This is a genomic window from Nocardia sp. CA-120079 (assembly GCF_050955745.1).
Taxonomy (GTDB): Bacteria; Actinomycetota; Actinomycetes; order Mycobacteriales; family Mycobacteriaceae; genus Nocardia.
This window is the reverse complement of sequence record NZ_CP192088.1, coordinates 3,835,266-3,861,116: the sequence shown is the minus strand read 5'-3', so window position 1 is coordinate 3,861,116 and position 25,851 is coordinate 3,835,266. Positions and strand designations below refer to the sequence as shown.

The window sequence follows — 25,851 nt, the reverse complement described above, 5'->3', positions numbered from 1 at the left end:
TTGGTGCCTTCGACCCCCGAAATGCCCCTGAGTGCCGAGGCCAGGAAGTCAGGCTAACCGAGGGAACTCGCGCGGATACCCCGCCGTGCCCGAGTTGTGTGTGTCATGTCGCCGAATCGCAACAATCCGAGCCGAATCCGCTTGTCCAGCAACGCGGATCCGGCGCGGTCGGATTCAGCAGTTGCTCGGCGCTGCCTCCCCTCGGAATCGCGCGTCCAACCAATTCAGCGCCGCCGGAATGCCCAGGACCGCGGCCGTGAGATGGTCGGGTACCGGTATCTGCTCGGACTGCACCCGCGCCCCGGCCGCGCACCAGCGCTTATCGGTATTCACCACCGCATCGACGGGAATGAGTCCGTCGATCGGCGAATGCCATTCGAAGATCGGCGTTTTCGGTACGCCGTCGTAGAGTTCGAGGCTGTTCTCCTCGACCACCGCGCGTGCGGCCGCATCGTTGATCATCGAGGTCGACTTCGCGAAGTCCAGTGCCCCACGCCCCGCACCCGCGGCCAGGATGTCGTTGGTGCAGCTATTGGCGATCGCGGTCCGTGCGGCGAGGCCGCGCTCGTTGAGTTGGTCGCTGAGCGGGAAGCGGTCGGGATACTCCCGCTCCAGGCCGAGACCGGCCGCCAAGGCGAGCCCGAAGACCGGATGCGAGTTGAGGCCGAGGGTCTCCAGCATGGTCACCAGATTCATCGGCACACCGCCCATCGCGGCGCCGGCGATCTCCACCTCCGGCGCGTACTTGGGCGCCAGTGCGGCCGCCCATGCGGTAGCCATGCCGCCGCCGGAGTACCCGACCATCGAGACCGGGCTCTTCTGCACCTGCAATTCGGCGACCTGCTTCACCGCCCGGATGCCGTCGAGGGTGATCATGCCGCCCAATTTGGCCGCGCCGTAGGCGAAATTCGGCCCGAGGTGGTCCGGCAGCGCGACGCTCCAGCCGCGCGAGAGCAGCACATTCCAGCCCGGCGCCTCCCGGACGATGAGGTTCGGATCGCCGGTGTAGAGCACCCGCGATACCGAGCACTCGGCACCGAGACCGTTGATGATGTGCTGGTAGGAGAGCAGGGGGCCGTCCGGGGCGTGCGCCTTCGGAGTGAGCACCGTGGTGGTCGCCGCGATCGGCTGACCTTCGGAGCTGGTGGAACGGAAGCGCACGACGGTGACGGTGGTATCCGGGAAGATCGCCAGCGGGGGCATCACCCGCGTCGCGATCACATCACCGGGTTTCCTATCCGCCAGATCGGGCGGGGTGGCGTAGAAAGGGTCGGGATCAGGGCTGGGATACAGAGGGGTGGTGTGGGCGACGCCAGCCGCCGCCGTCAGCACCATCAGCAGACCGATCGTCATGGCCAGCGACCGTTTGCCGGTCGCTCGAATCACGGCGCCGACTGCGCGAATCGGTCTACGCAGGGCCTGTCTCATCGACGTATTGCCTCCGGGAGAGAGTTTGGTCCAACGTTGGGAACATAGTCGATGGCGATTGTCGCGAAGGCAACGGGCAAGCGAAATGTTTTGAGAAATCACAACTCTCGGGCGCCCGAACCGTGGTCGGCGGTCCGGCGTCTTCGTGACTGTCTCCGATCGCGAGGTGTCGTGCCTGTGACATGTCCAGCCGATCGGCCAGACCATGTTCTGCACCATGGTGCGCGACTTACCGTCACACCTATCGACGCGGCAAGTCGGGTCGGAAGGAGACGGTGGCATGGACGGCACTGTGAAATCTGGAACGGATTCCCCCGAGCGAAGCTCGGTGTATCCGATGGATATCCAGGATCCACCGACGCGACGGGTCACCGTCTACTTCGACGGTCCGACCGCCGAGGACGCACTCGTGCTCGAGTACGCCGCCACCCGAACCGAGGCCTGGGAGTTCACCTCGGCCGCGCTCAACGCCGGGCTCACTGTGACGGTCGACAGCAAGGTGCGACCCGGACTGCGCAGACTGCCGTGCCGCTCGCTGTGGCACTGACCGTGGCTGCGGCGTCGCTGCCGTAAACGCTGGGCGGCCACATCCCGGTATGGCTGTTACGTCGCCGCACGATGGCTACTCTCGGATGGTGGACACCATGCGGGAGGATCGACGTTGACCCAGCGGAATACCGAATGGGCACGATGGGGTGCCGCGCTGCTGTGCTGTGGCGCGCTGACCCCGGCCGTCGCGGCGTGCGGCTCCGACGAGGCACCGTCGGCCGTAGCCACGACCACGACGACACCCACGGCCGCGGCCGTAACCACCACTGCGCTTGCCGCGCTGCCGAGCGTCGATCCCTACGCCGATATGCCGCTCATCGACCACACCATGTGGACCGAGGGCGTCGACGGTGCTCGCCTGAAGGTCTACCCCACCGAGGCCGGGCGGCGCGAAACCTTCCCCGATACCGAGGAACGGGCGTGGCAAGAGGTGCTCACGCACTCCCCCGACGCCGATACGCCCGGTATGCGCGACCAGTTCGTCTGTCACTGGGTCTGGGCCCGCATGGTGCAGCCCAACAAGGAGAGCTGGAATCTGGAACCCTGGCGGCCGGCCGTGGGCTATCAGGCCACTGTCCAGGCATCGTGTAATCCCGGAGGACCCGAACGCTGACCATTTCGAGCGATCTGCCAAGCAATCGCCACGGCCTGAAAGGACCCCCCATATGCACGTCGTCATCGCAGGCGGACACGGAAAGATCGCGCTACTGCTCGGCGAAATACTGACCGGGCGCGGCGACGAGGTCGAGAGCCTGATCCGCAATGCCGATCACGCGGAAGAGGTCGCGGCCACCGGCGCACGACCGGTCGTCTTCGATCTCGAACACAGCACGGTGGCCGAGCTCGCCACCGTCGTAAAGGGTTCCGATGCGGTGATTTTCGCCGCGGGCGCCGGCGCGGGCAGCGGCGCCGCCCGCAAGTACACGGTGGACAAGGGCGGTTCGGTGCTGCTGGCCGATGCCGCGGAGGCGGCCGGTGTCCGGCGGTTCGTGCAGATCTCCACGATGGGCGCGGGTAAGCCGCCCGCGCCAGGCACCGATGAGGTCTGGGCCGCCTATATCGACGCCAAGACCCAGGCCGAGGACGATCTACGCGCCCGCGATCTCGATTGGACGATCCTGCGCCCGGGCCGGCTGCTCGATACCGCCGCGACCGACCGGGTCTTGTTGAGCACGCCGCCACTGCCCTTCGGCAGCATCGCGCGGGCCGACGTCGCCGCCGTCCTCGCCGAAATTCTGCGCGCAGCACAGACCACGCACACCACTTTGGAACTCGTCGCGGGCGACATTTCGGTAACGCGCGCCGTCTCGGATATTGGTAGCCAGCCGGTCGCCGAAGGCGGTGCCGCACTTACCGATTGATATTTTTCGCCGCCAGATTGGAGAAGATAACCGTGTTCAGCCGTATCACTTCCCTGAAGCTGCGACCCGGATCCCGCGGCGAATTCCTCGATGTGGTCAGTCGCAGTGCCGCCGCATCGGTGCGCGAGGAACCCGGTTGCCTGCGATTCGATGTGTGCGCCGACCGGGTGGATCCGCACCGGTTTTTCCTCTACCAGGTCTATATCGATGAGGAGGCCGCCGAAGCACACCGTTTCACCGAGCATTTCCTGGCCTGGCGCTGCGCGGCCGACCGATATGTGGAGCCGGGCACTCAGGTGCACTACAGCACCGATGTCGTGATCAATGCGAAATGATCGCGCCGAATTAGCCCTCGCATCCGCGCCGGTTCGCGGATGATTAGCAGGTGCGAAAACCCAACTGCGAAGGCACAATCGATCGTGCAGATGTGCTTGCAAATGAAAGGCACACAGACCTAAACTCAGTCCCGCAAGGCATTACAGGGGACAACCAGGGGAGGCCGCGTGGGTGAACCAAGGGCCGATGTCGCCAGGGGTTTGCTGCCGCCAGACGTCAGGGGCGTTCGAATGGACCAACCACTTCACGGCGGTCGGCTCGGAATCGCCGAAGCCGCACTGGCCGACCAGCCAGCGAACGGTATAACAACTATGAGCACACCGTCGACCCGAAGCGGACAGCGCAGTACCGCGTACTCGCGAGAAACCGCAGTCGCTTTCGTCATCGATGCCGTCGAGTCGACCGGTGCGGCCACTCGACATGATTTCGACATCGACCGGATCGTCACCACCGCGCACGCGATGGCCGACGACTGGGACATCGAAACCCTGCAACCGGCGACCTTCTGGCGCATCGCCTCCAGCTTCATCAAGCAGTGACCTAAGTACCGACCACTGCGTCCATGATGTAGCAGCGCAACCGAATTGCGTTACGCCTCGGTCGGCGATGCCCACTGTGCCGTATAGGCCCGCAGTGCGACCTTGGCCTCGCGCAACAGATTCGGGTCGCCGTCGGGATCGGATCGGAACGCCTCCTGCAGGACGGCATCGCCCATGAGATGGGCGGCGCGGCAGGCGATATCGAGTCCTTCGATATCGGCGACGGCGCCTTGGGCAAGCATGACCTCCCGCAGCGTCACCGCCATCCGGCGTTTGTGCTCGCGATCGGCGGCGCGGGCGGCCTCGTTGAAATCCTTGCCGAACCACAGCGCGCGGAAGCCCGGCTCGTCGCGGTAGACCTGGGCGAACGCATCCACCAGCACGCCGATCGGATCGTCCCAGCGCTCGGCGCGCGCGAGCTCGAGCAGCAGGGCCGCCTTGGCCTCCAATTGCTCGATATAGGCCACGGCGAGGGTTTCGATGACGGCCTCGCGATCCGGCAGGTACTGATACAGCGAGCCGACCGAAATCCGTGCCTCCGCAGCCACTCTGATCATGGTCAGCGCCTCGACGCCCTCCGTGGCGATCAGGCGATCGGCCACCTCGAGCACCCGCGCCAACCGCTCCCGGCTGCGCGCCTGAATCGGCACGCGACGCAGGCCCACCTCGGGTAGTGCACGGATCGGCACGGAATACCTCCGAACGTAATATGAATCATATTCAGGTTTGGGTAGAGTATCCGGATGACCACCACCGCACCAACCGAACGCGCCGAGGTAGCGGCGGCCTGTCAGCGCCTGGCCGCACACGGACTGCTGATCGGCACCGCGGGCAATGTGAGCCTGCGCTGCGGCGATCTGGTCGCCGTCACGGCCACCGGCGCGGTGCTGGCGCAGGTCATCGCCGACGACGTCACGGTGGTCGACCTGGCGGGTCAGGTGGTCGCTGGCCGCTACGCGCCCACCTCCGAATTGGGTTTGCATCTCGATATCTATCGCACCTACGCCACGCAGGCGGTCGTGCACACCCATGCGCCCAAGGCGACGGCCATCGCCTGTGTGCTCGACGAACTGCCGGTCATCCATTACCAGCAGCTGCTGCTCGGCGGTGCGACGAGGGTCGCCCCGTTCCATCCCTTCGGCACCGTCGAACTCGCCGATGCGGTGCGAACGGCGTTGCAGGGCAAGCAGTCCGCGCTGCTGGCCAATCACGGCGCGGTCACCATCGGCGCATCGCTGGACCAGGCCGTCGAATCCGCACTGCTGCTGGAATGGGCCTGCGCGCTGTACCTGGACGCGATGACGATCGGTAGGCCGCGCGAACTCACCGAACAGCAGCAGGCCGCGGTCGTCGAGGTCGCACTACGTACCGGATACGGCACCCGCAAACCGCTGGAGAAGGACACCGAATGAACGTAATCGCTTTGGGTGCACATGTTTTGGATATCCTGGTCCGACCCGTCGCGGCAATACCGGACGGGCAGCAGACCGCACTGGTCGAGGACATCCGCATCACCGCGGCGGGTACGGCCGCGGGTACCGCGCTGACACTGGCCAAACTCGGCGCGAGCGTGCGGACCGCGGGTGCGATCGGCGCGGACACCTCCGGCGATATCCTGCTCGGTCTGCTCGCCAAGGCCGGCATCGATACCGAACTGGTGGTGCGCAAGGAAGATCAGCCCACCTCGTCGTCGGTGCTGCCGATCCGCCCCAACGGGCAGCGTCCCAGCCTGCATCTGTTGGGCGCCAACCCGTTCTACACCCTCGACGATGTCGATTGGGCTGCGGTCGCCGCCGCCGATCATCTGCACCTCGGTGGTCCGGAACTGATCGGTGCGGCATCCGCGGCGCGAATCCTGCGGCACGCCAAGGACAATGGCGTCAGCACCTCGGTCGATCTGATCGCGCCCGGCGCACTCGGTAGCCTCGACGCCATCGCCGAAGTCCTCCCGCATACCGACTACTTCCTCCCGAATGACGAACAAGTGCTCGGCTTCACCGGTACCACCGACCTGGTGGCAGGCTGCGAGGTGCTGAAGGACGCGGGCGCTTGCATCCTGGCGGTCACGCGGGGCGCGGACGGCACCCTACTCGTCGGCCCGGACAACTATCACGACATTCCCGCGTTCGCCGTGGACGTCGTCGACACCACCGGGTGTGGTGATGCCTTCTCCGCTGGATTCATCCGTGCGATCGCACTGGGCCGGAATCTGCGTGCCGCTGCGATCCTCGGCAATGCGGTCGCGGCACTGGTCGCCCGCGGACTCGGTAGCGACCACGGCGATTTCGATCTCGCCGCGGTGGAGGCGTTCGCAGCCGAAACACGCACTATCGACCCGAACGAGCCGGGTCGATAGCGAGGTTCAGGCGTTCTTGGCGTACTCGGCGAGGATCTTCAGCGACTCGCCGGGTGCCTCGGCCTGCACACTCAGGCGGTCCATGACCGAGAGGTACAGCGCCAGATCCTGTTTCCGATCCAGGTACAGCGCACTGGTCAGATGTTCGAGATAGACGATGTCGGGCAGTTCGGTCTCGGCGAAACGCAAGATGCTGAACGAGCTACCCGCAGCGGCGTGTTCGCCCGCCGAGTACGGCAGGACCTGCACCGTGACATTCGGAAGTTCCGCCAGCTCGATGAGGTGTTCCATCTGCTCGCGGTGCACCCGCGAACCACCGACCGGCCGATGCAGCGCGGCCTCGTCGATGATCGCCCAGATGATCGGTGGCTCGGCCCGGCGCAGCACCTCCTGCCGACGGATGCGGACCTGCACGCGGCGATCCATATCGGCGTCCTCGTACCCGAGTGACATTACGGCCCTGGCGTATTCGGGCGTCTGCAGCAACCCGGGCACCAGGTGCGCCTCGTAGGTACGGATCTTGGTCGCGGCCTGCTCCAAGCCTAGGTAGGTGCCGAACCAGGACGGCAGCAGATCGCTGTAGCGATGCCACCAGCCTGGTTCGTTCGCCTGCCTGGCCAGATCCAGGAATCGCTCCCGCTCCTCGGCGTCGGTGACGCCATAGAGGGTCAGCAGGTCGCGGATATCGCGTTCCTTGAATCCGGTGCGCCCCAACTCGAGACGACTGATCTTGGCGTGTGAACCGCGGATGGCGTCACCTGCGGCCTCACGGGTGATGCCATTCTTCACCCGCAGGTCACGCAACTGCCCGCCCAGCGCGATCCGCAACACGGTCGGACCACGTTCCACTACAACCGATTGCACACGACCGTCGTCATCGGGTTCTGCGATCATGAAGTCATCTCCGATACTCGGGTTTGACCACAGTGTGTCACAAATACCACGTTTGGAAACACACCGCACCGATCGCCTATGTTACCGCTCAGCTAGTCAGGTCGTCGAACTCCCCGGCCTTCGCGCCGCGCACGAACGCGTCGATCTCCGGTCGAGTGTAGAACAGGATGCCACCTTCCGGGTCGCGTGAATTGCGAACGGCGATCGAACCATCCGACGCCTCGGCGACCTCGACGCAGTTACCGCCCGACGGACCGCTGAACGAGCTCTTGCGCCACGTGCCTTTGATCTTGGGTGTACCGGTGTCGAACATCTTCCCCACTCCTCGGCTGCTTCCAGTGTGAGATGTACGCTCGAGCGGCTTTGCAGATGTGCGCTCAAACGTTCTTGCATTTGCACCTACATCTGCAAGATAGCACGAAGCTCCCCTATGCGGCACAAAAGAATTCAGACCTGCCGGTCCCCTTCGTGACCCCTGTTCAACGCGTTACGCGAGTGCTGCACACGACGTACCCGAAATGGGTGATCGACTACTCCATCCCGCAGGTCGGGCCGATGCGAATCTTGTACTGTCACAGTGCACATCGGCCGTGCCAGCCAATCGCGACACCCGCCGCCTGAGCAGTCCGGTTCACCGTTTATCAGCTCGCCGAGGAGTCCAGCCCCATGTCCGACGACCAAACCCCGCTCATCCGGACCGACATCCCGCATTCCGCGCGCATCTGGAACTACTGGATGGGTGGTAAGGACTATTACGAAATCGACCGGATCGCTGGTGATGCCGGCGTCGAGGTGGATCCGGACATCACCACCATGGCCGTGCAGTCGCGTCAGTTCCTTATTCGCGCGGTGCGTTACCTGGCGGGCGAGGAGGGCATCCGCCAGTTCCTCGATATCGGCACCGGCCTGCCGACGATGCAGAACACCCATGAGGTCGCCCAGAGCGTCGCGCCCGACTCGAAGATCGTCTATGTCGACAACGACCCACTGGTCCTCACGATGGCGCGAGCGCTGCTCACCAGCACGACTCCCGAGGGCGTAACCACTTACGTCGATTGCGATTACCACGATCCGGACCAGATCATCGCCGACGCCCGCAACGTGCTCAATTTCAATGAGCCGGTCGCCGTGATGTTCATGGGCGTGCTCGGCCACGCCAAGTCCTACGACGAGCTGCTTCGCATCGTGCGCACGGTGCTCGCGGCGGTACCGTCGGGCAGCTTCCTGGTCATGTGGGACGGCACCGACGACAGCAAGGAGTATGTGACGCTGTGTGAGAACTACACCGGCACCGGCGGCGTGCCCTATGTTCCCCGACCCCAGGACGAAATCCGTGCCGTCTTCGACGGTTTGGAACTGGTCGATCCCGGATTCGTATCGATCACCCAGTGGCGCACCGATGCCGCCGAGGTCGGTGAGGTCCGGCCGATCTCCGCCTACGGCGCGGTCGCGCGCAAGCCCTAAGCGCAAGCGGCACAACGGCGGTCATCGGCCACCCGGTCGTCGACCGCCGTTCATATTTCTGTTGGTCGTTCGTGCAAATGTACTTGCATCTGTAAGTGCCGACAGCCTAGACTCGGAACCAGAATCGGGGAGGTACGCAGGGAGTTCACGCCGGCGTCACCACATTCACCTCCCCATCCGGCAGACGCGAGGGGCGGTCGAGATGAGTACGCCATTCCGAACTCCGCGCGGGGCCACGATCGCCGGCGGATCCGGGATCGACACCCTGCGGCAATGCTCGGCGCCGGAGTATGCGCCCCTCGATTGCGGTGTCGAACCGCGTGGCCTCACCTATCGGCAGGCCCGCGAGATCCTGCACCTGCACGAGGTACACGGCCCGCAGTGCCGCCAATGGCTTGCCGCTGCGGCCTACCTCTCCGCCGGACTGGACGACGAATAACGTTCGACCCCAACGGTTCCACTGACACGGCCCCAAATCGCTTCGCACGCAGCGATGTTCGTACGGATGTACTTGCATCTGCACGACACGCCGCTTTAAACTCGTGCGCGACAAGGGAGTTTCGCATCGAGAGCCCGTGCCGCTGTCGCCATCGGGATCTCTCGGCGCCAGAGCCACAGGGGGCATTCGCATGAATCCACCACGCGTTGCCGGTCGACTCGGGATCGCCGATATCGCCGCGGCCTACGGCACCGACGCGTTGCAGCGACGCATCGCCGAACTGCGCGCCAGCGGCCAGCACTACGCCGCCATCGCGATCGAACGCGAAATCCGCAGCGGCGCTGCCGTAATCGATTCCGAACGGCAAAATCAGCAAGGCGCGGCCTAGCTTCGGCGGCGCCGCCGACGAACCGGGAGTGCAAGGCGCACAGCAGGTTCGGATGTACGGCCGGGTCGAGTGCTTGCAGCGCAATGGATGCCGTGCGCGGCGCGGACATCGTCGTCGGGTGCACGGACATGTTCCTGATCACAGCCGTCCTGGAGGTGACGTCGTGCACTGTCGCATCTGCGCGTCACGCTGGCGCAGGCCGATCACACACCGGCGTCGGTTCCGAGGCCGACGTTAAGGCGGCTGGTCACGGATTTCGACAACTCGCGCCGGGTGCTGGAGCTTGCCACCACGGGACATGGCCCGCATGTGGACAATGCACAACGTTGCCGCGCCGCAATAGATTTCGCGTAGTCTTCCCTGGTTCATAACCATTTCGTATAGTGGTGCAACGATTCGGGCGCAGATCTATCACGTCCGATGTGGCACTGGAGCGACGCGTATGACCTTCTCCGCGCTGGATCTGTCCGTCGACCCGACGGACCCTGTCCTAGAGATCGGCGGCCAGCCCGCGTCGATTCCCCTACTCAATACCGACCGCGTCGCCTCGCGCATGGTCGGTTACTTCGCGACCTGTATGGCACCGTGTCGCACGCTGCCCGGCGAGCAGCTACGCGGCGATGTCACCAAGCTGACCCGCAGCTGCCTGGCATTGGCCGCCGAAATGTTCGACAAGCGCACGGTTCCCGGCGAGGAACAGCTCGGCGAGGTCAGGGAGGCGGCGGCGCAATGGGCCCGCGAGGCGGTGCCGCTCGGCACCATCTTGCGCGCCTACCACGAGGGGCTGCGCATCGCATTCGGGCTGGTGACCGCGCGCGCCAAGGCCGACGACATCGATGAACTGCTGGTCGCCACCGACCTCATGCTCGAACTCCTGGAGGCGATCACCGCGGCGGTTTCGGACGCCTACGTCGAGGAACAGCACCTCGTCGCCCGCGAACACCAGACCGCGACGCAGACGCTGGCTTCGGCGCTGCTGAGCGGTCGCGGCAGTTCCGCGCTCGCCCGCCAGGCCGGCATCCCGATCGCCGACTCGTACCAGGTGGTCGCGCTATCGATTCCCGAACATCCGGACGAGCGCGATCCACGCGTCGACAGCCATGTCGCCGCCCGCAGGAAACTGCGCCGCCTGCAATCGGAGCTGGCCACCGCCTTCGAATCCCGGGTACTCGCGCTGCTGAGCACCAAGGGCGGCACGCTACTGGTCCCGATCGAGGACGATGCACCGGGCCTGACCGCCGAAACACTGCGACTACTCGCCGAATCCGCCGAGGTCGCGCTCACCGCCACGCTGGTCACCAGCGAGACCGACCAGATACCCGACGCCGCCGATCAGGCCCACGAACTACTCAATCTGGTGCGGGTCGGCGGACGCAATCCCGGCCTGTACCAGATGGCCGACCTGGCCGTGGAGTACCAGCTCACCCGGGGCGGCCCGGCCACTCGACGCATCGCGACCATTCTGGATCCACTCGACGCCCATCCCGAACTGTTCGACACCATGCGCGCCTACCTGGGCAACGATATGAATCGCCAGCTCACCGCGCGCCAGCTCTATGTGCACCCGAATACCGTCGATTACCGGCTACGCCGCATCGCCCAGCTGACCTCGATCGATCTGGCCACCTCGGCGGGCATCTCACAGGCCGCCATCGCTCTGCTCGCGCGCGATCTGGACCGCAGCGTCGCCCGACGGTTGTAGATTGCACCCTGATGCGGATTTGTGCTGGTCACGAGATCACAAAGGCGTCATCCTGGTAGTGCTGCGACCTCTGGATGGTGGATTATGCGAATAGCGGAGATCTTGCACAGGAAGGGCAGCGACGTTGCGACCGTCGCGCCCGAGACCACGGTACGGGCCCTGCTCGGCAAGCTCGCCGAGCACAATATCGGGGCGGTGGTGGTATCGCCGGACGGCAGCCGGATCGTCGGCATTGTCTCCGAGCGCGATGTGGTGCGCAGTTTGCACGCGCGTGGCGCCGCGCTGCTGGATACGCCCGTCTCGGAGATCATGACCGTCGATGTGCGCACCTGCGCACCCGACGACCTGGTCGACGGACTGCGCGCAACCATGACCGAGCACCGCGTCCGACACCTGCCCGTGGTCCGCGACGGCCGCCTGATCGGCATCGTCAGCATCGGCGATGTGGTCAAGAGCGCGATCTCCGAACTGGCCACCGAACGTCAGCATCTGGTCGAGTACGTACAGGGGCAGTACTGAACTGTCGCGGTTATCCGCGACAGGGCCTTTGGTAGCTGCGACTTGCCGAAAGACGTTGGCTACGAGAATCCTTCGAAGTCGTCACCGAATGTGCGTATCGTTGGTGGCGTCCAGCGCGGTTCTCGGAGGGAGCGCCACCTTGCGGTCATCTGCGTCCGGGACGCACCTAGCCCGACCGGCCACCACCCGGTCCGCACCGCGGATTCTGGCGCCGTCGCCCCTCGCGACCGTGCGCGAACTCTTTCCGGCGCTGGGCGAATCCACGGAGATCTATCTGGACAGCGCGGCCACGACGCAGAAGCCGCTGCCGGTCATCGAGACCATCCACCGCTATCACACTTCGTGTACCGCCAACGCCGGTCGCGGAACCTACCCGTGGGCTACCAACCTCACCACCCGCCTGGCCCGGGTCCGCGATCGCATGGCAACCTTCATCGGCGCCGAATCGCCCGTAGAGGTGGTCTTCACCGGCGGCGCGACCGCGGCGCTCAATGCCGTCGCATTGTCCTGGGGGCTGGCCGAACTCGATGACGGCGACGAAATCCTCTACAACCCACGCGATCACGCCTCGAATGTGCATCCGTGGCACCATCTGCGCCAGGTGCTCGCGCGCTTCGGTCGGCGCATCGAACTGGTCCCCTACCGGGCGACCGAACTCGGCGAAGCCGATACCGCGGACATTCTGGACAAGGTCGGGCCGCGCACCCGGCTGATCACCACCAGCCATCTGCACCACGTCTTCGGCGGACTCACCACGCTCGAGGAGTTGCGCGGCCAACTCGATCCCCGGATTCTGCTGTGCTTCGACTGCAGTCAGAGCGGTGGGCATATGCCGCTGGATGTGACCGAACTCGGAGCCGACTTCGCGATCTTCGCTGCGCACAAGATGTTCGGCGCACCGGGCACCGGAATCCTCTACTGCCACCGCAGAGTTCACGATCGGCTGCTGCCCTTCCTGCCCGGCGGCAATACCGGGGTCGACCTCACCGACGCCGGATTGACCTCGACCGGCATGCCGGAACTGCTCGAGGGCGGCACCCAGAACATCCCCGGTATCCTGGCTCTCGGCAGCGCGCTGGAGGTGCTGGAATCGCTGGATGTCGCTGTGATCGCCGCGCACAATCGCGAGTTGACGCTGCGGCTTATCGACAATCTGCGTCCGGTGCCCGGGCTGGAATTCCTGCCCGGTCCGGCGCATGCGCCGTGCGCGATCGGCTACGGCATCGTGTCCTTCACGCTCGCAGGCATTTCCGCGACCGATCTCGGATTCGTATTGAGCGAGTTGGGTTTTCTGGTCCGCACCGGCTTACACTGCTCACCCCGGGCTGGCGACGACGCCACGGACTCGGTACGGGTCAGCACGCACATCTACAACACCGTCGAGGAGATCGACCGGTTCGCGACCTGCGTCAAGACGATTGCCGAGGAGGTCACATGAGAATGGACGACACCCCGCGCTATGACCGGCGGGCGGCGTCCCGCGTGCTGGCGGGCCTGGCCCAACCCGGACTGTTCACCAGTGCGATCGCGGTACCGTCGCGTCGACATATCGAATACACCTGCGCCGCACTGCGTCCCGAGCCCGACAGTCACCTCACCTATTCGCAGCGGCTGTACCTGCAGCAGTTCATGCGGCCGTGCCAACCCGCGCAGGTCACCAGCGCGACGCACCGCATCGCCTGGACCGATAGCGACGGCGTCCCCAATACCGGACACTTCCGAGCCGACGGCCTCGGGCCGCTTGTGCCCATCGCCATGCGCGAAACCGTGCTGGTGCTGTGGCATGCCCTCGCCGCGAATTCCGCACTGACACAACGGGTCGACGGTCTCGGCCCGCGCGAACACGCGGTGCTGGAGGGCACCACCACCGATCACGATCCGATCGAAATCTTCCGCGTCGGCATCGAGGCCACCGGGCGCGCACTGGCCCAGCACGCACTGCTGGCGCGGCAGACGCACTATCGCAGTGCGGCCGAATTCGCCAGGGGCATACACAATTCCGGCATCTTCTCGGCGGTCGCCACCCGCTGGTTCTGGGAACTGCAGGCCTCCACCTACCGGCGCGGCATGATCCCGGTGACGCTGGCCGCCCAACCGGACGGCACGGTGCGCTACACCGCCGACACGGTGGCGACACTGCGCGCGATGAAGGACGCCACCATCGAGGACGCGCACGCGGTGATGCGGCGAGCGACCCGGGTCGAGGGACTGAGCGTCGACGCGGCCATCGCGAAATACCACGACGATCTCGATCTCATCTCCCGCCAGTACGCGTTGCTGCCCGCCAATACCCGCCCCTCTTGCCTGGCCGCCATGCCCCATCACCTCGGCGGCGGGCACTACAATCTGTTGCCGCTGGTGGTGGACAAGTTCGTCGAGATCTTCGAACAACTCGCCGAGCGGATTCGGATCACCGAGGTGAGTCCGGAGCTGGACGAACTCACCGCCGACGCTCCTGCCAGCGCCGAGGATCGGATCTTCTATGTGCCGGATATGAGCTGTCAGCACTGTGTCCGCACGATCACCGGGGTGCTGGAGACGATGGGCATCAAGGTGATCGAGATAGATCTGCCCAGTAAACGGGTGGTCGCCGAATTCCGCAGTCCGCGTAATCGGGCCCGCGCCTTCGAGTCGATCCGCGACGGCGGCTACAACCCGGTGGCCGAGAAACCGGCCCGAACCGCATTGACATCCCCACGGTCCCAGCCCACGGAAACCGTCGTATGACGGCACCGCTACCGGCGCTACCCGCGAAGATCCATCCGCTGGTACGCGCCTTTCTCGATACCCGCGATGCCGTCGAGGAAACGCTGATTCGCTTCGGTTCACCGACCCACCTGGTGTTTCCGCAGGTCTACGCGGAGAATCTGAAACGGTTGCGCGCCGTACTCGACAGCAGGGGTGGGCGCTACCGAATCTGCTATGCGCACAAGGTGAATCAATCGCGTGCCTTGGTGCGCACCGCCGAACATGCCGGTATCGCCATCGATGTCGCTTCTCCGCAGGAGTTGGCCAGTGCCATCGGGGCCGGATTCGGTCCGATGCGGATCGAGGTGACCGGGCCGAAAGGTGAAGCGTTCCTGCGTGATCTGATCGACTGCGGCGTCACCATCAATGTCGACAATCTGTGGGAGCTGCGGCGGATCACCGAATTAGCCGGCGACCGTGCGAGAGTCCCGGTGCTGCTGCGAGTTTCCGGTTTCGACGAGACGGCGGTGAGCCGGTTCGGTGTGCCGCTGGCCCATGTGGACCAGGCCCTGGATCTGCTGTCGGCGAATCGCAGGCGAATCGCGTTCCTCGGCTTCGCTTTTCATATCGACTCCGGTGACACCGGGGAACGCATCCGAGCCATCGACGCCTGCCTGGAGTTGGTCGAGCGCGCCTACGACCGTGGCCTCGGCCCGTCGGTGTTGAATATCGGCGGCGGCTTCCGACAGGTGTTCACCGCCGACGCGGACCGCTTCGACGGGTATGTCCGGGCGCTGCGCGAATCGCTGCTCGGCCGCGGCGAATCGATGAGCTGGTCGAACAATACCTTCGGCTATCACGTGGACGACGGTGTGGTGCACGGGATTCCGGTCTTCCACAAGTATGCGAACACCGTTCCCGCGACGGCGATGTTGAACGATCTGCTCGGCGCTGCGCTGGAGCGGCACGGTGGCCGCACGGTGGCCCAAGTGGCCGGGGACAATATGCTCGATATCTGGTTGGAGCCGGGTAAGGCGCTGGTCGATCACGCGGGGGTGACGGTGTCGCGAGTGGAGTTCGTCAAGGAACTCGCCGATGGCACGGTGCTGGTGAATCTGGATCTGAGCCGGGATCAGGTGACCCCGGCGGATCAGGAGGTCATGGTCGATCCGGTGATCCTGCCGAGTGTCGCGCATATACCGAGTAGCGCTGCTGTCCACAACGCCGTCCCGGGTGATGGGGTGACGCCGCTGCGCAGTGCCGCCGACACCATGCCGACCCTGCGTCCGGTGATCGAATCCGGGCCGGTCGGTGTGTATTTCGCCGGACGCCTGTGCCTGGAGCGCGATCTGATCACCAATCACAAGGTGTGGCTGCCGCAGTGCCCGCGCCAGGGCGATCTGGTGGTGTTCCCGAATACCGGTGCTTATCACATGGACCTGTCCGCGGCCTCGGCGTCGATGCACGCACTGCCCGCGAAACTCGCTGTCGTGCACCGTGCGGGCAGTTTCCAGGTCTATCGCGATACCGATTACGAACCGCTCATACCCGTCGGTCTGCCGCCACCGCGCCGCACTCCCCCGCGCGGCCCGCGTCGTCCGCTGCCGCGCCGACCCTCTGGAGCGCCGTAATGCGCTACGACCACATCACCGAGCTGATCGGCAATACGCCGCTGCTGCGGCTGGATCCGGCCGTGCACGGGCTGGCCGATGTCGAGCTGTACGCGAAGCTGGAGTCGCACAATCCCTTCGGCTCGGTCAAGGACCGGGTGGCCTGGGGCATGCTCCGCGATGATCTCGACGAGATCCGAGCGAGCGGGCAGACGCTCATCGAGGCGTCGAGCGGCAATACCGCCAAGGCGCTGCGCATTCTCGGCGCGATACACGGCATCGGCCTGCGCGCGGTGACCAATCGGATCAAGGTCGCCGAGGTGCGAGAGCTACTGCAGCTGTTCGGCACCGAGATCGTGGAGTTGCCCGGGCTGTCCGAATGTCCGGACCCGACCACACCGAACGATGTGTATTCGGTGATCGAGGCGACCATGGCCAAGGAGCCGGGTGCCTACTATCACGCCTCGCAGTACACCAATGAGAAGAATATCGAGACGCATCACCACGGCACCGGCCGCGAAATCCATGAGGATCTGGCCGCCTCCGACATCACCCGCGTCGACTATCTGATCGGTGGGCTCGGCACCACCGGCTCCACCCGTGGGACCGCAACCTATCTGCGCAAGCACAATCCCGAATTGCGTTGTATCGCAGTAGTTTCCGATCGGTCGGACTTCATACCCGGTATCCGCTCGGAGACCGAGATGTGGGATGTCGGGCTGTTCCAGCCCGATTTCTACGACCGCATCGTCACTGTCGATTCCACCCGAGCGGTGGACGCCACGCTCGCGCTGGCCACCGGGTATGGCATCCTGGCCGGTCCGACCAGCGGCGCGAGCTATGCCGCCGCGCTGGAAGCCCTTGGTGAGCAGGAACTTTCATCGAAAGAACCTGTCGTCGCGGTCTTCATCGTCTGTGATCGGCTCGAGCCGTACCTGTCCTATATCAAGAAACGCAGACCGGAACTCTTCGACCGCGTCGATCGCCGCCGCGCACCCACCCCCGCCGAACTCGCCGCGACACCGGCGGTGTCCCCGCAGGAATTGGCCGAACTGGACCGCACCGCGCGGCCCACCATCGTGGACACCCGCGGCGCGATGGCCTATCGCATCGGCCATGTGCCCGGCGCGATCAATATCCGCGACGACCAACTAGACGATATGTTCACCCACGGCATCCCGTTCTCCCGATCGCGCCCGCTGGTCTTCGTCTGTCCGGTCGGCGAACTATCGCTGCGCTTCGCCGCCATCGCCCGCCAGGACGGCTTCGACGCCAGCAGCCTCGGCGGCGGGATCGTCGCCTGGCGCGATGCCGGATTCGCACTCGAACGCGGCGGCTGATTCCCGATCGGTGTGGCCCAGCGCTGAGCCGGTCATTACGGCCAGGCATTAGTGTGGGCGGGTGCAAAAAGGCCAGGAATCAGCTGACGATGCCGGTCCTCGGATCTGGGGCGGTACCACGCTCACCGAACGTCGGGAGGCACGCCGCTCCGCGCTGCTCGAGGCCGCGCTCGACCTGATCGGAGAATCGGGCGCGGGCGGTGTCACCATGCGCGCGGTATGCCGGCGTGCCAATCTCACCGACCGGTACTTCTATGAGAGCTTCGCCAGCCGCGACGAACTGCTGGATGTGCTCTACCGGCAGGTCGCCGATGAATTCCTGGAACCGATGACAGCGTTCGCCGCCGCCGATCCCTCCCGCGACCGCGTGCTGTCGGAGATCCTGGTCGACAAGGTGCTGGCCGACCCGCGCAAGTCCCGACTGTTCTTGGTCGAACCGTACTCGAGTACCGGCCTCGGCCAGACCACCATCGCGGTCATGCCGGTCTTCACCAAGGTCCTGCAGGACCACCTGTTCGCTCATATCGATGACCCGGTGCGCCGCAGACTGGCCGCGCTCACCATGGCCAGCGGTAATGCGGGCATGTTCTCGGCATGGTTGAACGGATCGCTGCGCGCCACCCGCGAGCAGGTAATCGACCACTGCGTGGCCACGCTCGCCGCCTACCGCTCGCTGTACCAGTCCTGATTCGACACGCATTCGGCTCCGCCGCAGCGCGATTGGACGTTGCGCGGCTCACATCGGGCGGCTGCTGACCGGCGTCGGCTTGGGCGCGGTGATCGGATTCGAGCGGCAGTATCGGGCCAGGATGGCGGGGCTGCGCACCACCGCGCTCGTCGCGGCGGGTGCGACACTGTTCGTCCTGCTCTCGGCGCACGGCTTCCACGGCGGTGGCGCCGATCCGACCCGGGTGGCCGCGCAGATCGTCTCCGGCATCGGTTTCCTCGGCGCGGGTGTGATCATCCGCGACGGTTTGAATGTGCGCGGACTCAATACCGCTGCGACACCGTGGTGTTCGGCCGCGGTCGGCGCGTTGGCGGGTGCGGGCATGTTCATCACTGCTGCCGCGGGCGCAGAGATCCGGCCACAACTCAGATCAGCGTGAAGACGAATTCGAATTCGCCGATGCGGATCACCGCGCCGTCGGTGAGCGTCACGCTGTCGATGATGCGCGCACCATCGAGGTACACCCCGTTGGACGACCACAGATCCTTGATCACGAAATTCAGCCCGTTGTCCACGATCACCGCATGCTGACGGCTGACCTTGCCGTGTTCGAGCACGATGTCGTTGTCGGGCAGCCGCCCGATCCGGGTCACCGATCCGGTGATCGGATAGACCTCGCTCCGCCGATCGCGCAATTCGGCCCGCGCCCCGGCCGCGGCCTGCTCGACAATGGTGGTCGCCCGGGTCATCGTCACATCGGCGACCGCCCGGACGCTGAGCGGATCCTGGCGCAGGATCCTTGCCTCCAACTCCTGGATCGCCGGGCCGGGGTCGATGCCGAGTTCGTCGTCCAGTGTGGTCCGTAGCTGCCGGACCGCGCCCAGCGCGTCGGATTGCCGCCCGCTCAGATACAGTGCGGTGATCAGCTTCTCCCACAATGGTTCTCGCAACGGATGCGCCCCCACGAGCAGGGCGAGTTCGGCCGCGACGGAGTCCGCGCGTCCGCGCGCGATATCGGCCGAGGCCCGCGCCTCGATGACACCGACCCGTTCATCGTCGAGCGCCGCGGCGTAGGCGTCTGCGAATCCGAGACCGCGCAGATCCGACAGCACCGGGCCCCGCCACTGCTCCAGTGCGCTCGACAGCGCTTCGGCCGCCGCTGTGAAGTGACCCGCCGCCAGCTCCCGCAGGCCCGCCTCCTTGCGCGCCCGGAACCGCTGCACATCACTTGCGCCATCGGCCACCGCAATTCGGTAACCGGTTCCGACCTGGGTAAGTACGCCGCGGGCGTCGATTCCGGCAGCGCGCAGCGGTTTGCGCAGATTCGAGATGATGGCGTGCAGGCTCACCCGCACATCCGAGGGCGGACTCTGCTCCCACACCGCCTGCGCCAGCGCATCCACCGAGACCGGATGATTGGCATTGACCACCAGATACGCCAGCACCGCGCGCTGTTTCGGCCCGCCGACCGGCTGCGCGACGCCATCGATCGACAGCTGCACCGGCCCGAGCACACCGAATTGCGCCCGCATTTCGGCCATCGTCGCACTCCTTACGACTGGGCCAGCCGCTGGCCCACAAGAACATTAACCCCCGACACGTCCCGCCTAGCCATCGGATCGAGCGCGCCAGTATTCCAGGTTGCTGCGGGTGAGCAGAGTGTGCGGATGGTGGGGCCCGAGGACCCGGATCTGATCGGCGAGCAGCGGCTCGAATCCGGCAATGGCGGCACCGATATCACCCGCCTCGCCATAGCAGCCCGCGAGGCAATTGCGGGTGTGCAGAGTATCGGGATGATCCGGCCCGAGAATGCGCAACTGATCGGTCAGCAGGGCGGCGTATTCGGTAATGGCCCTGGTCGTTTCGCCGCTCTCCCGCCGCCAGCGCGCCATACTGATGCGGGTGCGCAGGGTCTGGGCGTCATCCGGGCCGAGGATGCGGACCTGATCGACGAGCAACAGTTCGAATTCGGTGAACGCGCGGACCAACTCGCCCGCCATGGCGCGGGAACGCGCGAGATGCAGTCGGGTGCGCAGTGTTTGCGGGTCGACGGGACCGAGGACGCGCTGTTGATCGGCGATCAGCTGTTCGAATTCGATGACAGCACGGCGCAGGCTGCCGCGTTCACTGCGCCAGTAGGCCAGGCTGTTTCGCGCGCGCAGCGTCCACGGATGGTCGGTGCCGAGGATGCGGGCGTGATCGATGACGAGCCGTTCGAAGTCCGCTACCGTCCGCTCGAGCTGGCCCATATGACCGCGCCAATCCGCGATGTCGTAGCGGGTGGTGACGGTGTCGAGATCATCTACGCCCAGTACCCGCGTCTGATCGCGGGCCAGCTCCTCCAATTCGGTGACGGCGGCGTCGAATTCGCCACTTCGGCCACGGCAGTTCGCGAGATGGTTGCGAACCAGCAGCGTGACGCGATGATCCGGCCCCATAGCGGCAGTGAAGCTCGGCAGCCAGGCCACCCACAGGTCCCGATTGTCCACCACGCGTGTGGTTTCCAGCGATTCGAGGTAGCCGAAGGCGGCCGCCGCGGCACCATAGGCCAAGTAGTGGCGCACCGCCGCACCACGGGCATAGTCGGCCACGCGCGCGGTGGTGGCCGACTCGATGGCCGCGATCACCGCGCGGTGCGCATCCTCGCTGTGCACACCGAGCCGATCGCATTCATCGGCCAGTCCAGGGAGCAGGGCGGCGTGCGCGATACCGAGCGATTCGTCGGCCGTGCCGGGGCGGCTGCGCGTGACCAGCACACCCAAACCCACTGTGAGATCGCGGATTCCGGCAATGCTCACCTCGGCCCCGAGTTCACGCATCGCCGCATCCAGCAGTTCCAGCGGCAGCACCGGACCGACACCTGCCGCGACGAGCACACCGAGCACCGCGCCGATCCCCCAGGCATCGGCGACATTCGGTGCGATATCAGGTCCATCGCCCGCCGCGGCCCGGATGGCCGCGCCGACCCGCAACGCCACCAGACCGTCGACGCCGATATCCTCGGCAACCACCCGATCGGTGACCTCGTTGGCGACCTCGGCCAGCAATCCGGCCAACAGCCAACCCGCCGCAGCGGCAGGGGAATCCGCACGCGCCGTTGGTGCTTCGGCCAACCGCGCATCGATCCAGCCGACCCATTCCTGCTCGTCGATGGCGGCGCGCTCATATCCGGCCGATTCGACGATCGCGGCGATATCCTCGGCCACCGGCTCGGCGACGACGATCCGATGCATATGCCGCAGTTCCGGATCGTTCTCGAAGCCGAGCCCCTCCCGGATGCCCACGATCACCCGGACGTGCGCGAGTTCCGGTCGCCGGGTCAACTCCGCCACGGCGGCCACCAGCAGTCGCTGGGTGCCCTGCTCCGGTTCGTTCAGTCCGTCCACGACTATGGTGACCCGGCGACCCCATCCGCCCAGGTCCGCCAGCGGTTGTCGCACCTCGACATCGAAGACATCGGGTGGGGTGAGACTGTGTCGGGCCAGGCCACGCGCCGCCGCGACCGCGGCTCGGAAACCGGGCAACCGGGTGCTCAATTGCGCGGACAACTCGGCCGCGACCGCCTCGAGGGAACTGCTGACGGTCAAAAATACTGCGGCCGTGATGTATTCGGGTGCGACCGGCAGAGTGTCGACCAGGCTCGGCCGAATGAGCATTGCCAGCAGTGTCGATTTGCCGACGCCGGGCGGTCCGATCACCCCGCGCAACCGGTAGCTGCCGGATCCGACGATATCGTCGAGCGTCTCGCGCACGGCCGTGGTCAGTAGCAGTCTGCGGGTGAGTTGATCGACGAAACCCGCTGCCGGACGGCCGGTTACGGCATCGCGGTGACGGGCGACATTCGGCACCAGCCACAGGCCGGGATCACCGCCCTCGGCCGCCGATACCGTGCCCGAGGTGAACGACAGATGTTCGGGCTGCTGCCGGGTGCAGGCCGCGGCGATCGGATCGACCAGATCAGACGGCAGCAGATTCTCCCCGCGCGCTGGTAGTCCGGCGGCGAAGGTGGACAGCAGCGTTCGGGTGAAGCATCCGGCATACGCCGGCCCGTCACCGGCGGCGACCAGCAATTCCATCCGGCCCGCTGCCCGCGACAGCAGGTCGGTCCAGCGACGGGCCGCGCCGAGTACGCCCTGTTCGGTCTCACACGCGTCGACCAGGACGACCAGCCCGTCCAGCGACGATCGGTTCAGCCGCTCTCGAATCTCCTGTGTCAGATGGAAGGCCGTATGCGAGTTCGGCACCACGGGCGAATCATGGCCGAGCAGAAAGAAATCCTCCGCGCTGGTCGCGGTGCCATGGCCGACGAATCCGATCAGCAGCGTCGCCTGCTCCCGCGCGGCCGCGTCGAATGCCTCGTCCACCGCCGTAACCAGCTGTGCCACTGTCGGGTTCAGTACCGGACCGGAGGCTTGCGTCGCCGCCCGCCAACCGCCGGATCCGGTCAGTGTCCCATACAGACCCGTGGCCAATTCACCGGTGAATCCCAGTTCCCCCAGTGCCGCACACTCGGACCCGACCACCAGGGCGAGCCTTCCTCCCATATCAGCACCACCATTCCCACCTTCGACTCCCCGACCACGTCGACACCCCGACATGGGCCGCCGTGCGTGGTAGGAAGGTACCCGAACACACATCGGGGCAAGTGACAACGGGGGCGGCTGATGGCAGCGATCGTGTTGGTGCACGGGATCGCACAGGAGCAATACGGCGCGGATCTGCTGGAAGCGCAATGGCTTCCGGCGCTGGCCGCGGGGGTCCGCACGGCCGGCTACGGTGAACTCGCCGATCAGCTGTGGCGCGGCCAGCGCCCGGGGGTGCTAGAGGTTCGAATGGCGTTCTACGGCAATGCCTTTCTAGATCCCGGCGCGCAAGGCGGCGGCGGACCGGTCGGTACCGAGAATGCCGAACTCACCGAGCAGATCGCCGAGGCGTGGTTGGCAACGGCGGCCGAGCAGGCGGCCGACCAGCGCGATCGGCTGGAAGCGCGACGCTACCTGGACAATTCCGCGCTCGGCACCGAGGGTGCACAGGGCTTCGGCCGCAAGGCCAGGCCTGCGGCGAATACGCTGACCAAGCTGAAGTGGTTCGCGCCCTTCGGTTTCGGGATGGCGGGGAAATTCGTCAACCGGTCACTGGCCCAGGTCAGCAGATATCTGGCCGAGGACGCGGTGCGTGCCTACGCGCAGCAACAGGTGCTCGACCTGATCGGTTCGCAGACCCGGCTCGTCATCGGACATTCGCTCGGCTCGGTGGTCGCCTATGAGGCACTGCATCGGACCGATCAGCCCGCGACGCTGGTCACCCTTGGTTCGCCGCTGGCGTTGCAGTCCATCATCTATCCGCTGCTGCACCCGCAGCCGCCCACGGTGCCCGCCGCGCTCACCCGCTGGGAGAATTTGGCCGATCGCGACGATATCGTCGCGGCGCACCTGGATCTGGCGCCCTATTTCCCGCCCGCGCCGGGACGCGATGTGGTGCCGACGACCCATCCCGAACTCGACAATGGCTCCAGTCCGCACGATGCCACGCACTATCTCACCAAGAAATCGGTCGGGCGCATCATCGCCGAGTCCCTCTCGTAACCGGAGCTATTCCGAATCGCGCGTACGCTGACAACTCTGGCACCGAGTGCGAGGAGTTCACCGCGATGACCGACCCCGTGCAAGGTTTGACGGGTACGCTCACCTCGCCGATCCGGGGACCCGGAATGCTCGGCGAAGTATTGGTTGCGATTCGCGGGGGCACGGAGATATACATCGCGCGGGCGGCCGAGCCGATCTCGGCCGGTGAAACCGTCCTGATCATCGCGGTACTACCGGGCCGCATCGTCGATGTGGTGCCGTGGATTCCGCTGGAACCCGTCCCGGTCGATGACATCTGACACCGCGACCGAAGTTATGAACTGCCAGGGAGGCACAGTGCTGGGTTATCACGTTCCAGATCCTGACGAAGCGATGCTGGTCAGCGGCGGTACGAGCAAGGACAACGCGCCTTTCGGCGTAGTCATCGGGCGCGGCAAATGGGTGATGCCGTTCTTCCGCAAGGTGAGCTATCTGTCGCTGGCCATGTTCGAGGCCGAGATCAAGGAACGCTGCGTCACCAAGCAGGCCATCCAACTCGAGGTGCGCGCGGTGATCGCGTTCAAGGTCGCCAACGATACCCAGTCGATCGTCAATGCGGCCCAACGCTTTCTGTCCGAACAGGAGCGGGAGATGTCGGTGCTGACCGGCCGCATCTTCTCCGGGCACCTGCGCTCGATCGTCGGCTCGATGACGGTCGAGGAGATCATCCGGGAACGCCAGCGGCTGGCCGACGAGGTGCTGGTGGCCTCCAAGGTGGAGATGAGCAATATCGGTCTGTGGGTGGATTCGTTCCAAATCCAATCCATCGATGACGGCAATCTGGGGTACATCACCGCATTGGCCGCACCGCACAACGCGGCAGTGCAGCGCGATGCGCAGATCGCGCAATCACAGGCCGCGCAGCGTGCCGCCGAGGCCGAACAGGAATCGCTGCGCCGCCGAGCCGAATATCAGCGTGAGACCGCCATTCTCCAGGCGCAGTATCAGCAGGATATCGATAAGGCCAATGCCGAAGCGGCACAGGCCGGTCCGCTGGCCGAGGCCAAGGCGATGCAGGAGGTGCTCACCGCACAGGCCGAGCAGGCGCGCAAGGAGGCCGAGTTGCGGGAGCAGCAGTTGCAGGCCGAAGTCGTGAAACCCGCTCAGGCCGAAGCCGAACGGGTACGCATCCTCGCCGAGGCCGAGGCCGATCGGACCCGGATCCAGGCCGAGGCGGCGGCCTCGAACAACCGGATCGCCTTGGACCAGTTGCTGATCGAGCAGCTGCCGGAAATCGTCAAGCAGGCCTCCAACGGCCTGGCGAACGCCAACCTGACGGTGCTCAACGGACCTGACGGTGTCGGCGAATTGGTCAACGGAATGGTCGGTCAGGGCCTCACTGTATTCAACTCGTTACAAAAGGCGCTTTCATCCAACGACGGGGATAATGCGGGCTAAAGTGGCCGAGTAGCGACGGCGCGAGGAGCGGGTGTTGGTGTCCATCGGGAAATTGGTGTCGTTCGACAGTTCGCGGGGGTTCGGGTTCATTCGGCCCGACGATGGTGGCCCGGATGTGTTCGTTCATGTGAACGACATCGGACTGGACGAGGATGAACTGCGCCAGGGGCGGGTGTTCGAATTCGATGTGACCGAGGGTGATCGTGGTCCGAAGGCAGTCAACCTCGCGGTGGTCGGCGGTCAACCACTACCACCCGCTCCTCGGCACAAAAAGGACAGATCCGGCTCCGGCCAGCTGACTGTCACCGAACACAAACGCCTGATCACCGAGCTATTACTGGACGCGAGCCCCGCCCTCACCGCCGGTGAGATCCTCACCATCCGCGACCGCCTCACCGCCTTCGCCGATCAGCACGGCTGGCTGGAATAGCGCGCAACGCGAAGTTCACAAGCTTGTCGGACCTGCGATTTACGATCGAGCTCGAGCCCGCACCGATGAATCCGCGTCGCCCGCGACGTCGGCACAGGTGAGGAGCGAACCCCGAGGAG

The 25,851-nt window shown here is 65.6% G+C and carries 27 protein-coding genes and 1 pseudogene; 22 read left to right on the top strand and 6 right to left on the bottom strand.

Going from position 1 to position 25,851, the window contains the following annotated elements:
* Positions 1-174 precede the first annotated feature (174 nt).
* On the bottom strand, positions 175-1,353 hold the full coding sequence (locus ACQPYR_RS17770) for a lipase family protein (protein WP_433635170.1): 1,179 nt from the start codon (positions 1,351-1,353) through the stop codon (positions 175-177).
* Positions 1,354-1,708: 355 nt separating this feature from the next.
* On the opposite strand from ACQPYR_RS17770, the gene ACQPYR_RS17765 reads away from it, so the two are divergent.
* The 5 genes from ACQPYR_RS17765 (at position 1,709) to ACQPYR_RS17745 (ending at position 4,213) form a co-directional block, all read left to right on the top strand.
* Complete coding sequence (locus ACQPYR_RS17765; protein ID WP_433633546.1) at positions 1,709-1,975, top strand: hypothetical protein; 267 nt, start codon at positions 1,709-1,711, stop codon at positions 1,973-1,975.
* A 114-nt stretch (positions 1,976-2,089) separates the two neighbouring features.
* Positions 2,090-2,590, top strand: coding sequence for a DUF2599 domain-containing protein (locus tag ACQPYR_RS17760; RefSeq protein ID WP_433633544.1), 501 nt, complete (start codon positions 2,090-2,092; stop codon positions 2,588-2,590).
* A 52-nt stretch (positions 2,591-2,642) separates the two neighbouring features.
* Positions 2,643-3,338 carry an SDR family oxidoreductase gene (locus ACQPYR_RS17755; RefSeq protein WP_433633542.1) on the top strand — a complete coding sequence of 232 codons (696 nt, stop codon included), beginning with the start codon at positions 2,643-2,645 and terminating at the stop codon, positions 3,336-3,338.
* 32 nt (positions 3,339-3,370) lie between these two features.
* Complete coding sequence (locus ACQPYR_RS17750; protein ID WP_040700936.1) at positions 3,371-3,673, top strand: putative quinol monooxygenase; 303 nt, start codon at positions 3,371-3,373, stop codon at positions 3,671-3,673.
* A gap of 231 nt (positions 3,674-3,904) precedes the next feature.
* Entirely contained in the window at positions 3,905-4,213 is a 309-nt protein-coding gene (locus ACQPYR_RS17745; RefSeq protein ID WP_084508426.1) for a hypothetical protein, read from the top strand.
* Positions 4,214-4,263: 50 nt separating this feature from the next.
* Here ACQPYR_RS17745 and ACQPYR_RS17740 read toward each other — a convergent pair whose 3' ends face one another.
* Positions 4,264-4,902 (bottom strand): TetR family transcriptional regulator, encoded by a 639-nt coding sequence (locus tag ACQPYR_RS17740; protein WP_433633540.1) that lies wholly within the window; start codon positions 4,900-4,902, stop codon positions 4,264-4,266.
* Between the two features lie 54 nt (positions 4,903-4,956).
* Between ACQPYR_RS17740 and ACQPYR_RS17735 the strand changes: the two genes are divergently transcribed.
* Positions 4,957-5,625 (top strand): class II aldolase/adducin family protein, encoded by a 669-nt coding sequence (locus ACQPYR_RS17735; protein ID WP_433633538.1) that lies wholly within the window; start codon positions 4,957-4,959, stop codon positions 5,623-5,625.
* Complete coding sequence (locus ACQPYR_RS17730; RefSeq protein ID WP_433633536.1) at positions 5,622-6,569, top strand: carbohydrate kinase family protein; 948 nt, start codon at positions 5,622-5,624, stop codon at positions 6,567-6,569. The genes ACQPYR_RS17735 and ACQPYR_RS17730 overlap by 4 nt, the downstream gene beginning before the upstream one ends.
* 6 nt (positions 6,570-6,575) lie before the next feature.
* Here ACQPYR_RS17730 and ACQPYR_RS17725 read toward each other — a convergent pair whose 3' ends face one another.
* On the bottom strand, positions 6,576-7,463 hold the full coding sequence (locus ACQPYR_RS17725; protein ID WP_387284237.1) for a helix-turn-helix domain-containing protein: 888 nt from the start codon (positions 7,461-7,463) through the stop codon (positions 6,576-6,578).
* Positions 7,464-7,551: 88 nt separating this feature from the next.
* A complete protein-coding gene (locus ACQPYR_RS17720) occupies positions 7,552-7,776 on the bottom strand; it encodes a DUF397 domain-containing protein (protein ID WP_387284239.1) in 225 nt (74 codons plus the stop codon).
* 353 nt (positions 7,777-8,129) lie between these two features.
* On the opposite strand from ACQPYR_RS17720, the gene ACQPYR_RS17715 reads away from it, so the two are divergent.
* From ACQPYR_RS17715 to ACQPYR_RS17665, 11 genes and pseudogenes are all read left to right on the top strand, one after another.
* Positions 8,130-8,927, top strand: a complete 798-nt coding sequence (locus ACQPYR_RS17715) for an SAM-dependent methyltransferase (protein WP_433633533.1) — start codon at positions 8,130-8,132, stop codon at positions 8,925-8,927.
* A gap of 202 nt (positions 8,928-9,129) precedes the next feature.
* Positions 9,130-9,366, top strand: a complete 237-nt coding sequence (locus ACQPYR_RS17710) for a hypothetical protein (RefSeq protein WP_063040235.1) — start codon at positions 9,130-9,132, stop codon at positions 9,364-9,366.
* Positions 9,367-9,556: 190 nt separating this feature from the next.
* Entirely contained in the window at positions 9,557-9,754 is a 198-nt protein-coding gene (locus ACQPYR_RS17705) for a hypothetical protein (protein ID WP_433633531.1), read from the top strand.
* A 442-nt stretch (positions 9,755-10,196) separates the two neighbouring features.
* Complete coding sequence (locus ACQPYR_RS17700; protein ID WP_433633529.1) at positions 10,197-11,456, top strand: PucR family transcriptional regulator; 1,260 nt, start codon at positions 10,197-10,199, stop codon at positions 11,454-11,456.
* An 84-nt stretch (positions 11,457-11,540) separates the two neighbouring features.
* Positions 11,541-11,975: a CBS domain-containing protein gene (locus ACQPYR_RS17695; RefSeq protein WP_433633527.1), complete on the top strand. Its 435-nt coding sequence runs from the start codon at positions 11,541-11,543 to the stop codon at positions 11,973-11,975.
* 139 nt (positions 11,976-12,114) lie between these two features.
* The gene (locus ACQPYR_RS17690) at positions 12,115-13,413 is read left to right on the top strand and encodes an aminotransferase class V-fold PLP-dependent enzyme (protein WP_433633525.1); all 1,299 of its coding nucleotides are present in this window, start codon (positions 12,115-12,117) and stop codon (positions 13,411-13,413) included.
* Complete coding sequence (locus ACQPYR_RS17685) at positions 13,410-14,702, top strand: heavy-metal-associated domain-containing protein (protein WP_433633523.1); 1,293 nt, start codon at positions 13,410-13,412, stop codon at positions 14,700-14,702. Before ACQPYR_RS17690 ends, ACQPYR_RS17685 begins: the two co-directional genes overlap by 4 nt.
* Entirely contained in the window at positions 14,699-16,294 is a 1,596-nt protein-coding gene (locus tag ACQPYR_RS17680; protein ID WP_433633521.1) for a decarboxylase, read from the top strand. Before ACQPYR_RS17685 ends, ACQPYR_RS17680 begins: the two co-directional genes overlap by 4 nt.
* Positions 16,294-17,613 carry a pyridoxal-phosphate dependent enzyme gene (locus ACQPYR_RS17675; RefSeq protein ID WP_433633519.1) on the top strand — a complete coding sequence of 440 codons (1,320 nt, stop codon included), beginning with the start codon at positions 16,294-16,296 and terminating at the stop codon, positions 17,611-17,613. The genes ACQPYR_RS17680 and ACQPYR_RS17675 overlap by 1 nt, the downstream gene beginning before the upstream one ends.
* Before the next feature lie 61 nt (positions 17,614-17,674).
* A complete protein-coding gene (locus ACQPYR_RS17670) occupies positions 17,675-18,301 on the top strand; it encodes a TetR/AcrR family transcriptional regulator (protein WP_051181995.1) in 627 nt (208 codons plus the stop codon).
* A 52-nt stretch (positions 18,302-18,353) separates the two neighbouring features.
* A pseudogene (locus tag ACQPYR_RS17665) lies at positions 18,354-18,689 on the top strand (MgtC/SapB family protein); the annotation flags it as partial.
* Positions 18,690-18,705: 16 nt separating this feature from the next.
* Here the strand turns inward: ACQPYR_RS17665 and ACQPYR_RS17660 are convergent.
* On the bottom strand, positions 18,706-19,821 hold the full coding sequence (locus ACQPYR_RS17660) for a BTAD domain-containing putative transcriptional regulator (protein WP_433633517.1): 1,116 nt from the start codon (positions 19,819-19,821) through the stop codon (positions 18,706-18,708).
* 66 nt (positions 19,822-19,887) lie between these two features.
* Entirely contained in the window at positions 19,888-22,824 is a 2,937-nt protein-coding gene (locus tag ACQPYR_RS17655) for a hypothetical protein (protein ID WP_433633515.1), read from the bottom strand.
* A gap of 120 nt (positions 22,825-22,944) precedes the next feature.
* Between ACQPYR_RS17655 and ACQPYR_RS17650 the strand changes: the two genes are divergently transcribed.
* The 4 genes from ACQPYR_RS17650 to ACQPYR_RS17635 all read left to right on the top strand — a co-directional run bounded on the left by ACQPYR_RS17650 (position 22,945) and on the right by ACQPYR_RS17635 (position 25,732).
* Entirely contained in the window at positions 22,945-23,865 is a 921-nt protein-coding gene (locus ACQPYR_RS17650) for a hypothetical protein (RefSeq protein WP_433633513.1), read from the top strand.
* A 65-nt stretch (positions 23,866-23,930) separates the two neighbouring features.
* Complete coding sequence (locus ACQPYR_RS17645; protein WP_433633511.1) at positions 23,931-24,164, top strand: hypothetical protein; 234 nt, start codon at positions 23,931-23,933, stop codon at positions 24,162-24,164.
* A 37-nt stretch (positions 24,165-24,201) separates the two neighbouring features.
* Entirely contained in the window at positions 24,202-25,302 is a 1,101-nt protein-coding gene (locus ACQPYR_RS17640; RefSeq protein ID WP_040690060.1) for an SPFH domain-containing protein, read from the top strand.
* A gap of 31 nt (positions 25,303-25,333) precedes the next feature.
* Entirely contained in the window at positions 25,334-25,732 is a 399-nt protein-coding gene (locus ACQPYR_RS17635) for a cold-shock protein (protein ID WP_387284272.1), read from the top strand.
* The last annotated feature ends 119 nt before the right edge of the window (positions 25,733-25,851 follow it).

Coding starts and splice junctions, on each gene's coding strand:
- ACQPYR_RS17755 (WP_433633542.1), top strand. CDS start 2,643: ATGCACGTCGTCATCGCAGGCGGACACGGAAAGATCGCGCTACTGCTC.
- ACQPYR_RS17770 (WP_433635170.1), bottom strand. CDS start 1,353: ATGACGATCGGTCTGCTGATGGTGCTGACGGCGGCGGCTGGCGTCGCC.
- ACQPYR_RS17645 (WP_433633511.1), top strand. CDS start 23,931: ATGACCGACCCCGTGCAAGGTTTGACGGGTACGCTCACCTCGCCGATC.
- ACQPYR_RS17710 (WP_063040235.1), top strand. CDS start 9,130: ATGAGTACGCCATTCCGAACTCCGCGCGGGGCCACGATCGCCGGCGGA.
- ACQPYR_RS17685 (WP_433633523.1), top strand. CDS start 13,410: ATGAGAATGGACGACACCCCGCGCTATGACCGGCGGGCGGCGTCCCGC.
- ACQPYR_RS17675 (WP_433633519.1), top strand. CDS start 16,294: ATGCGCTACGACCACATCACCGAGCTGATCGGCAATACGCCGCTGCTG.
- ACQPYR_RS17650 (WP_433633513.1), top strand. CDS start 22,945: ATGGCAGCGATCGTGTTGGTGCACGGGATCGCACAGGAGCAATACGGC.
- ACQPYR_RS17765 (WP_433633546.1), top strand. CDS start 1,709: ATGGACGGCACTGTGAAATCTGGAACGGATTCCCCCGAGCGAAGCTCG.
- ACQPYR_RS17745 (WP_084508426.1), top strand. CDS start 3,905: ATGGACCAACCACTTCACGGCGGTCGGCTCGGAATCGCCGAAGCCGCA.
- ACQPYR_RS17705 (WP_433633531.1), top strand. CDS start 9,557: ATGAATCCACCACGCGTTGCCGGTCGACTCGGGATCGCCGATATCGCC.
- ACQPYR_RS17680 (WP_433633521.1), top strand. CDS start 14,699: ATGACGGCACCGCTACCGGCGCTACCCGCGAAGATCCATCCGCTGGTA.
- ACQPYR_RS17660 (WP_433633517.1), bottom strand. CDS start 19,821: ATGGCCGAAATGCGGGCGCAATTCGGTGTGCTCGGGCCGGTGCAGCTG.
- ACQPYR_RS17730 (WP_433633536.1), top strand. CDS start 5,622: ATGAACGTAATCGCTTTGGGTGCACATGTTTTGGATATCCTGGTCCGA.
- ACQPYR_RS17735 (WP_433633538.1), top strand. CDS start 4,957: ATGACCACCACCGCACCAACCGAACGCGCCGAGGTAGCGGCGGCCTGT.
- ACQPYR_RS17695 (WP_433633527.1), top strand. CDS start 11,541: ATGCGAATAGCGGAGATCTTGCACAGGAAGGGCAGCGACGTTGCGACC.
- ACQPYR_RS17655 (WP_433633515.1), bottom strand. CDS start 22,824: ATGGGAGGAAGGCTCGCCCTGGTGGTCGGGTCCGAGTGTGCGGCACTG.
- ACQPYR_RS17720 (WP_387284239.1), bottom strand. CDS start 7,776: ATGTTCGACACCGGTACACCCAAGATCAAAGGCACGTGGCGCAAGAGC.
- ACQPYR_RS17700 (WP_433633529.1), top strand. CDS start 10,197: ATGACCTTCTCCGCGCTGGATCTGTCCGTCGACCCGACGGACCCTGTC.
- ACQPYR_RS17725 (WP_387284237.1), bottom strand. CDS start 7,463: ATGATCGCAGAACCCGATGACGACGGTCGTGTGCAATCGGTTGTAGTG.
- ACQPYR_RS17715 (WP_433633533.1), top strand. CDS start 8,130: ATGTCCGACGACCAAACCCCGCTCATCCGGACCGACATCCCGCATTCC.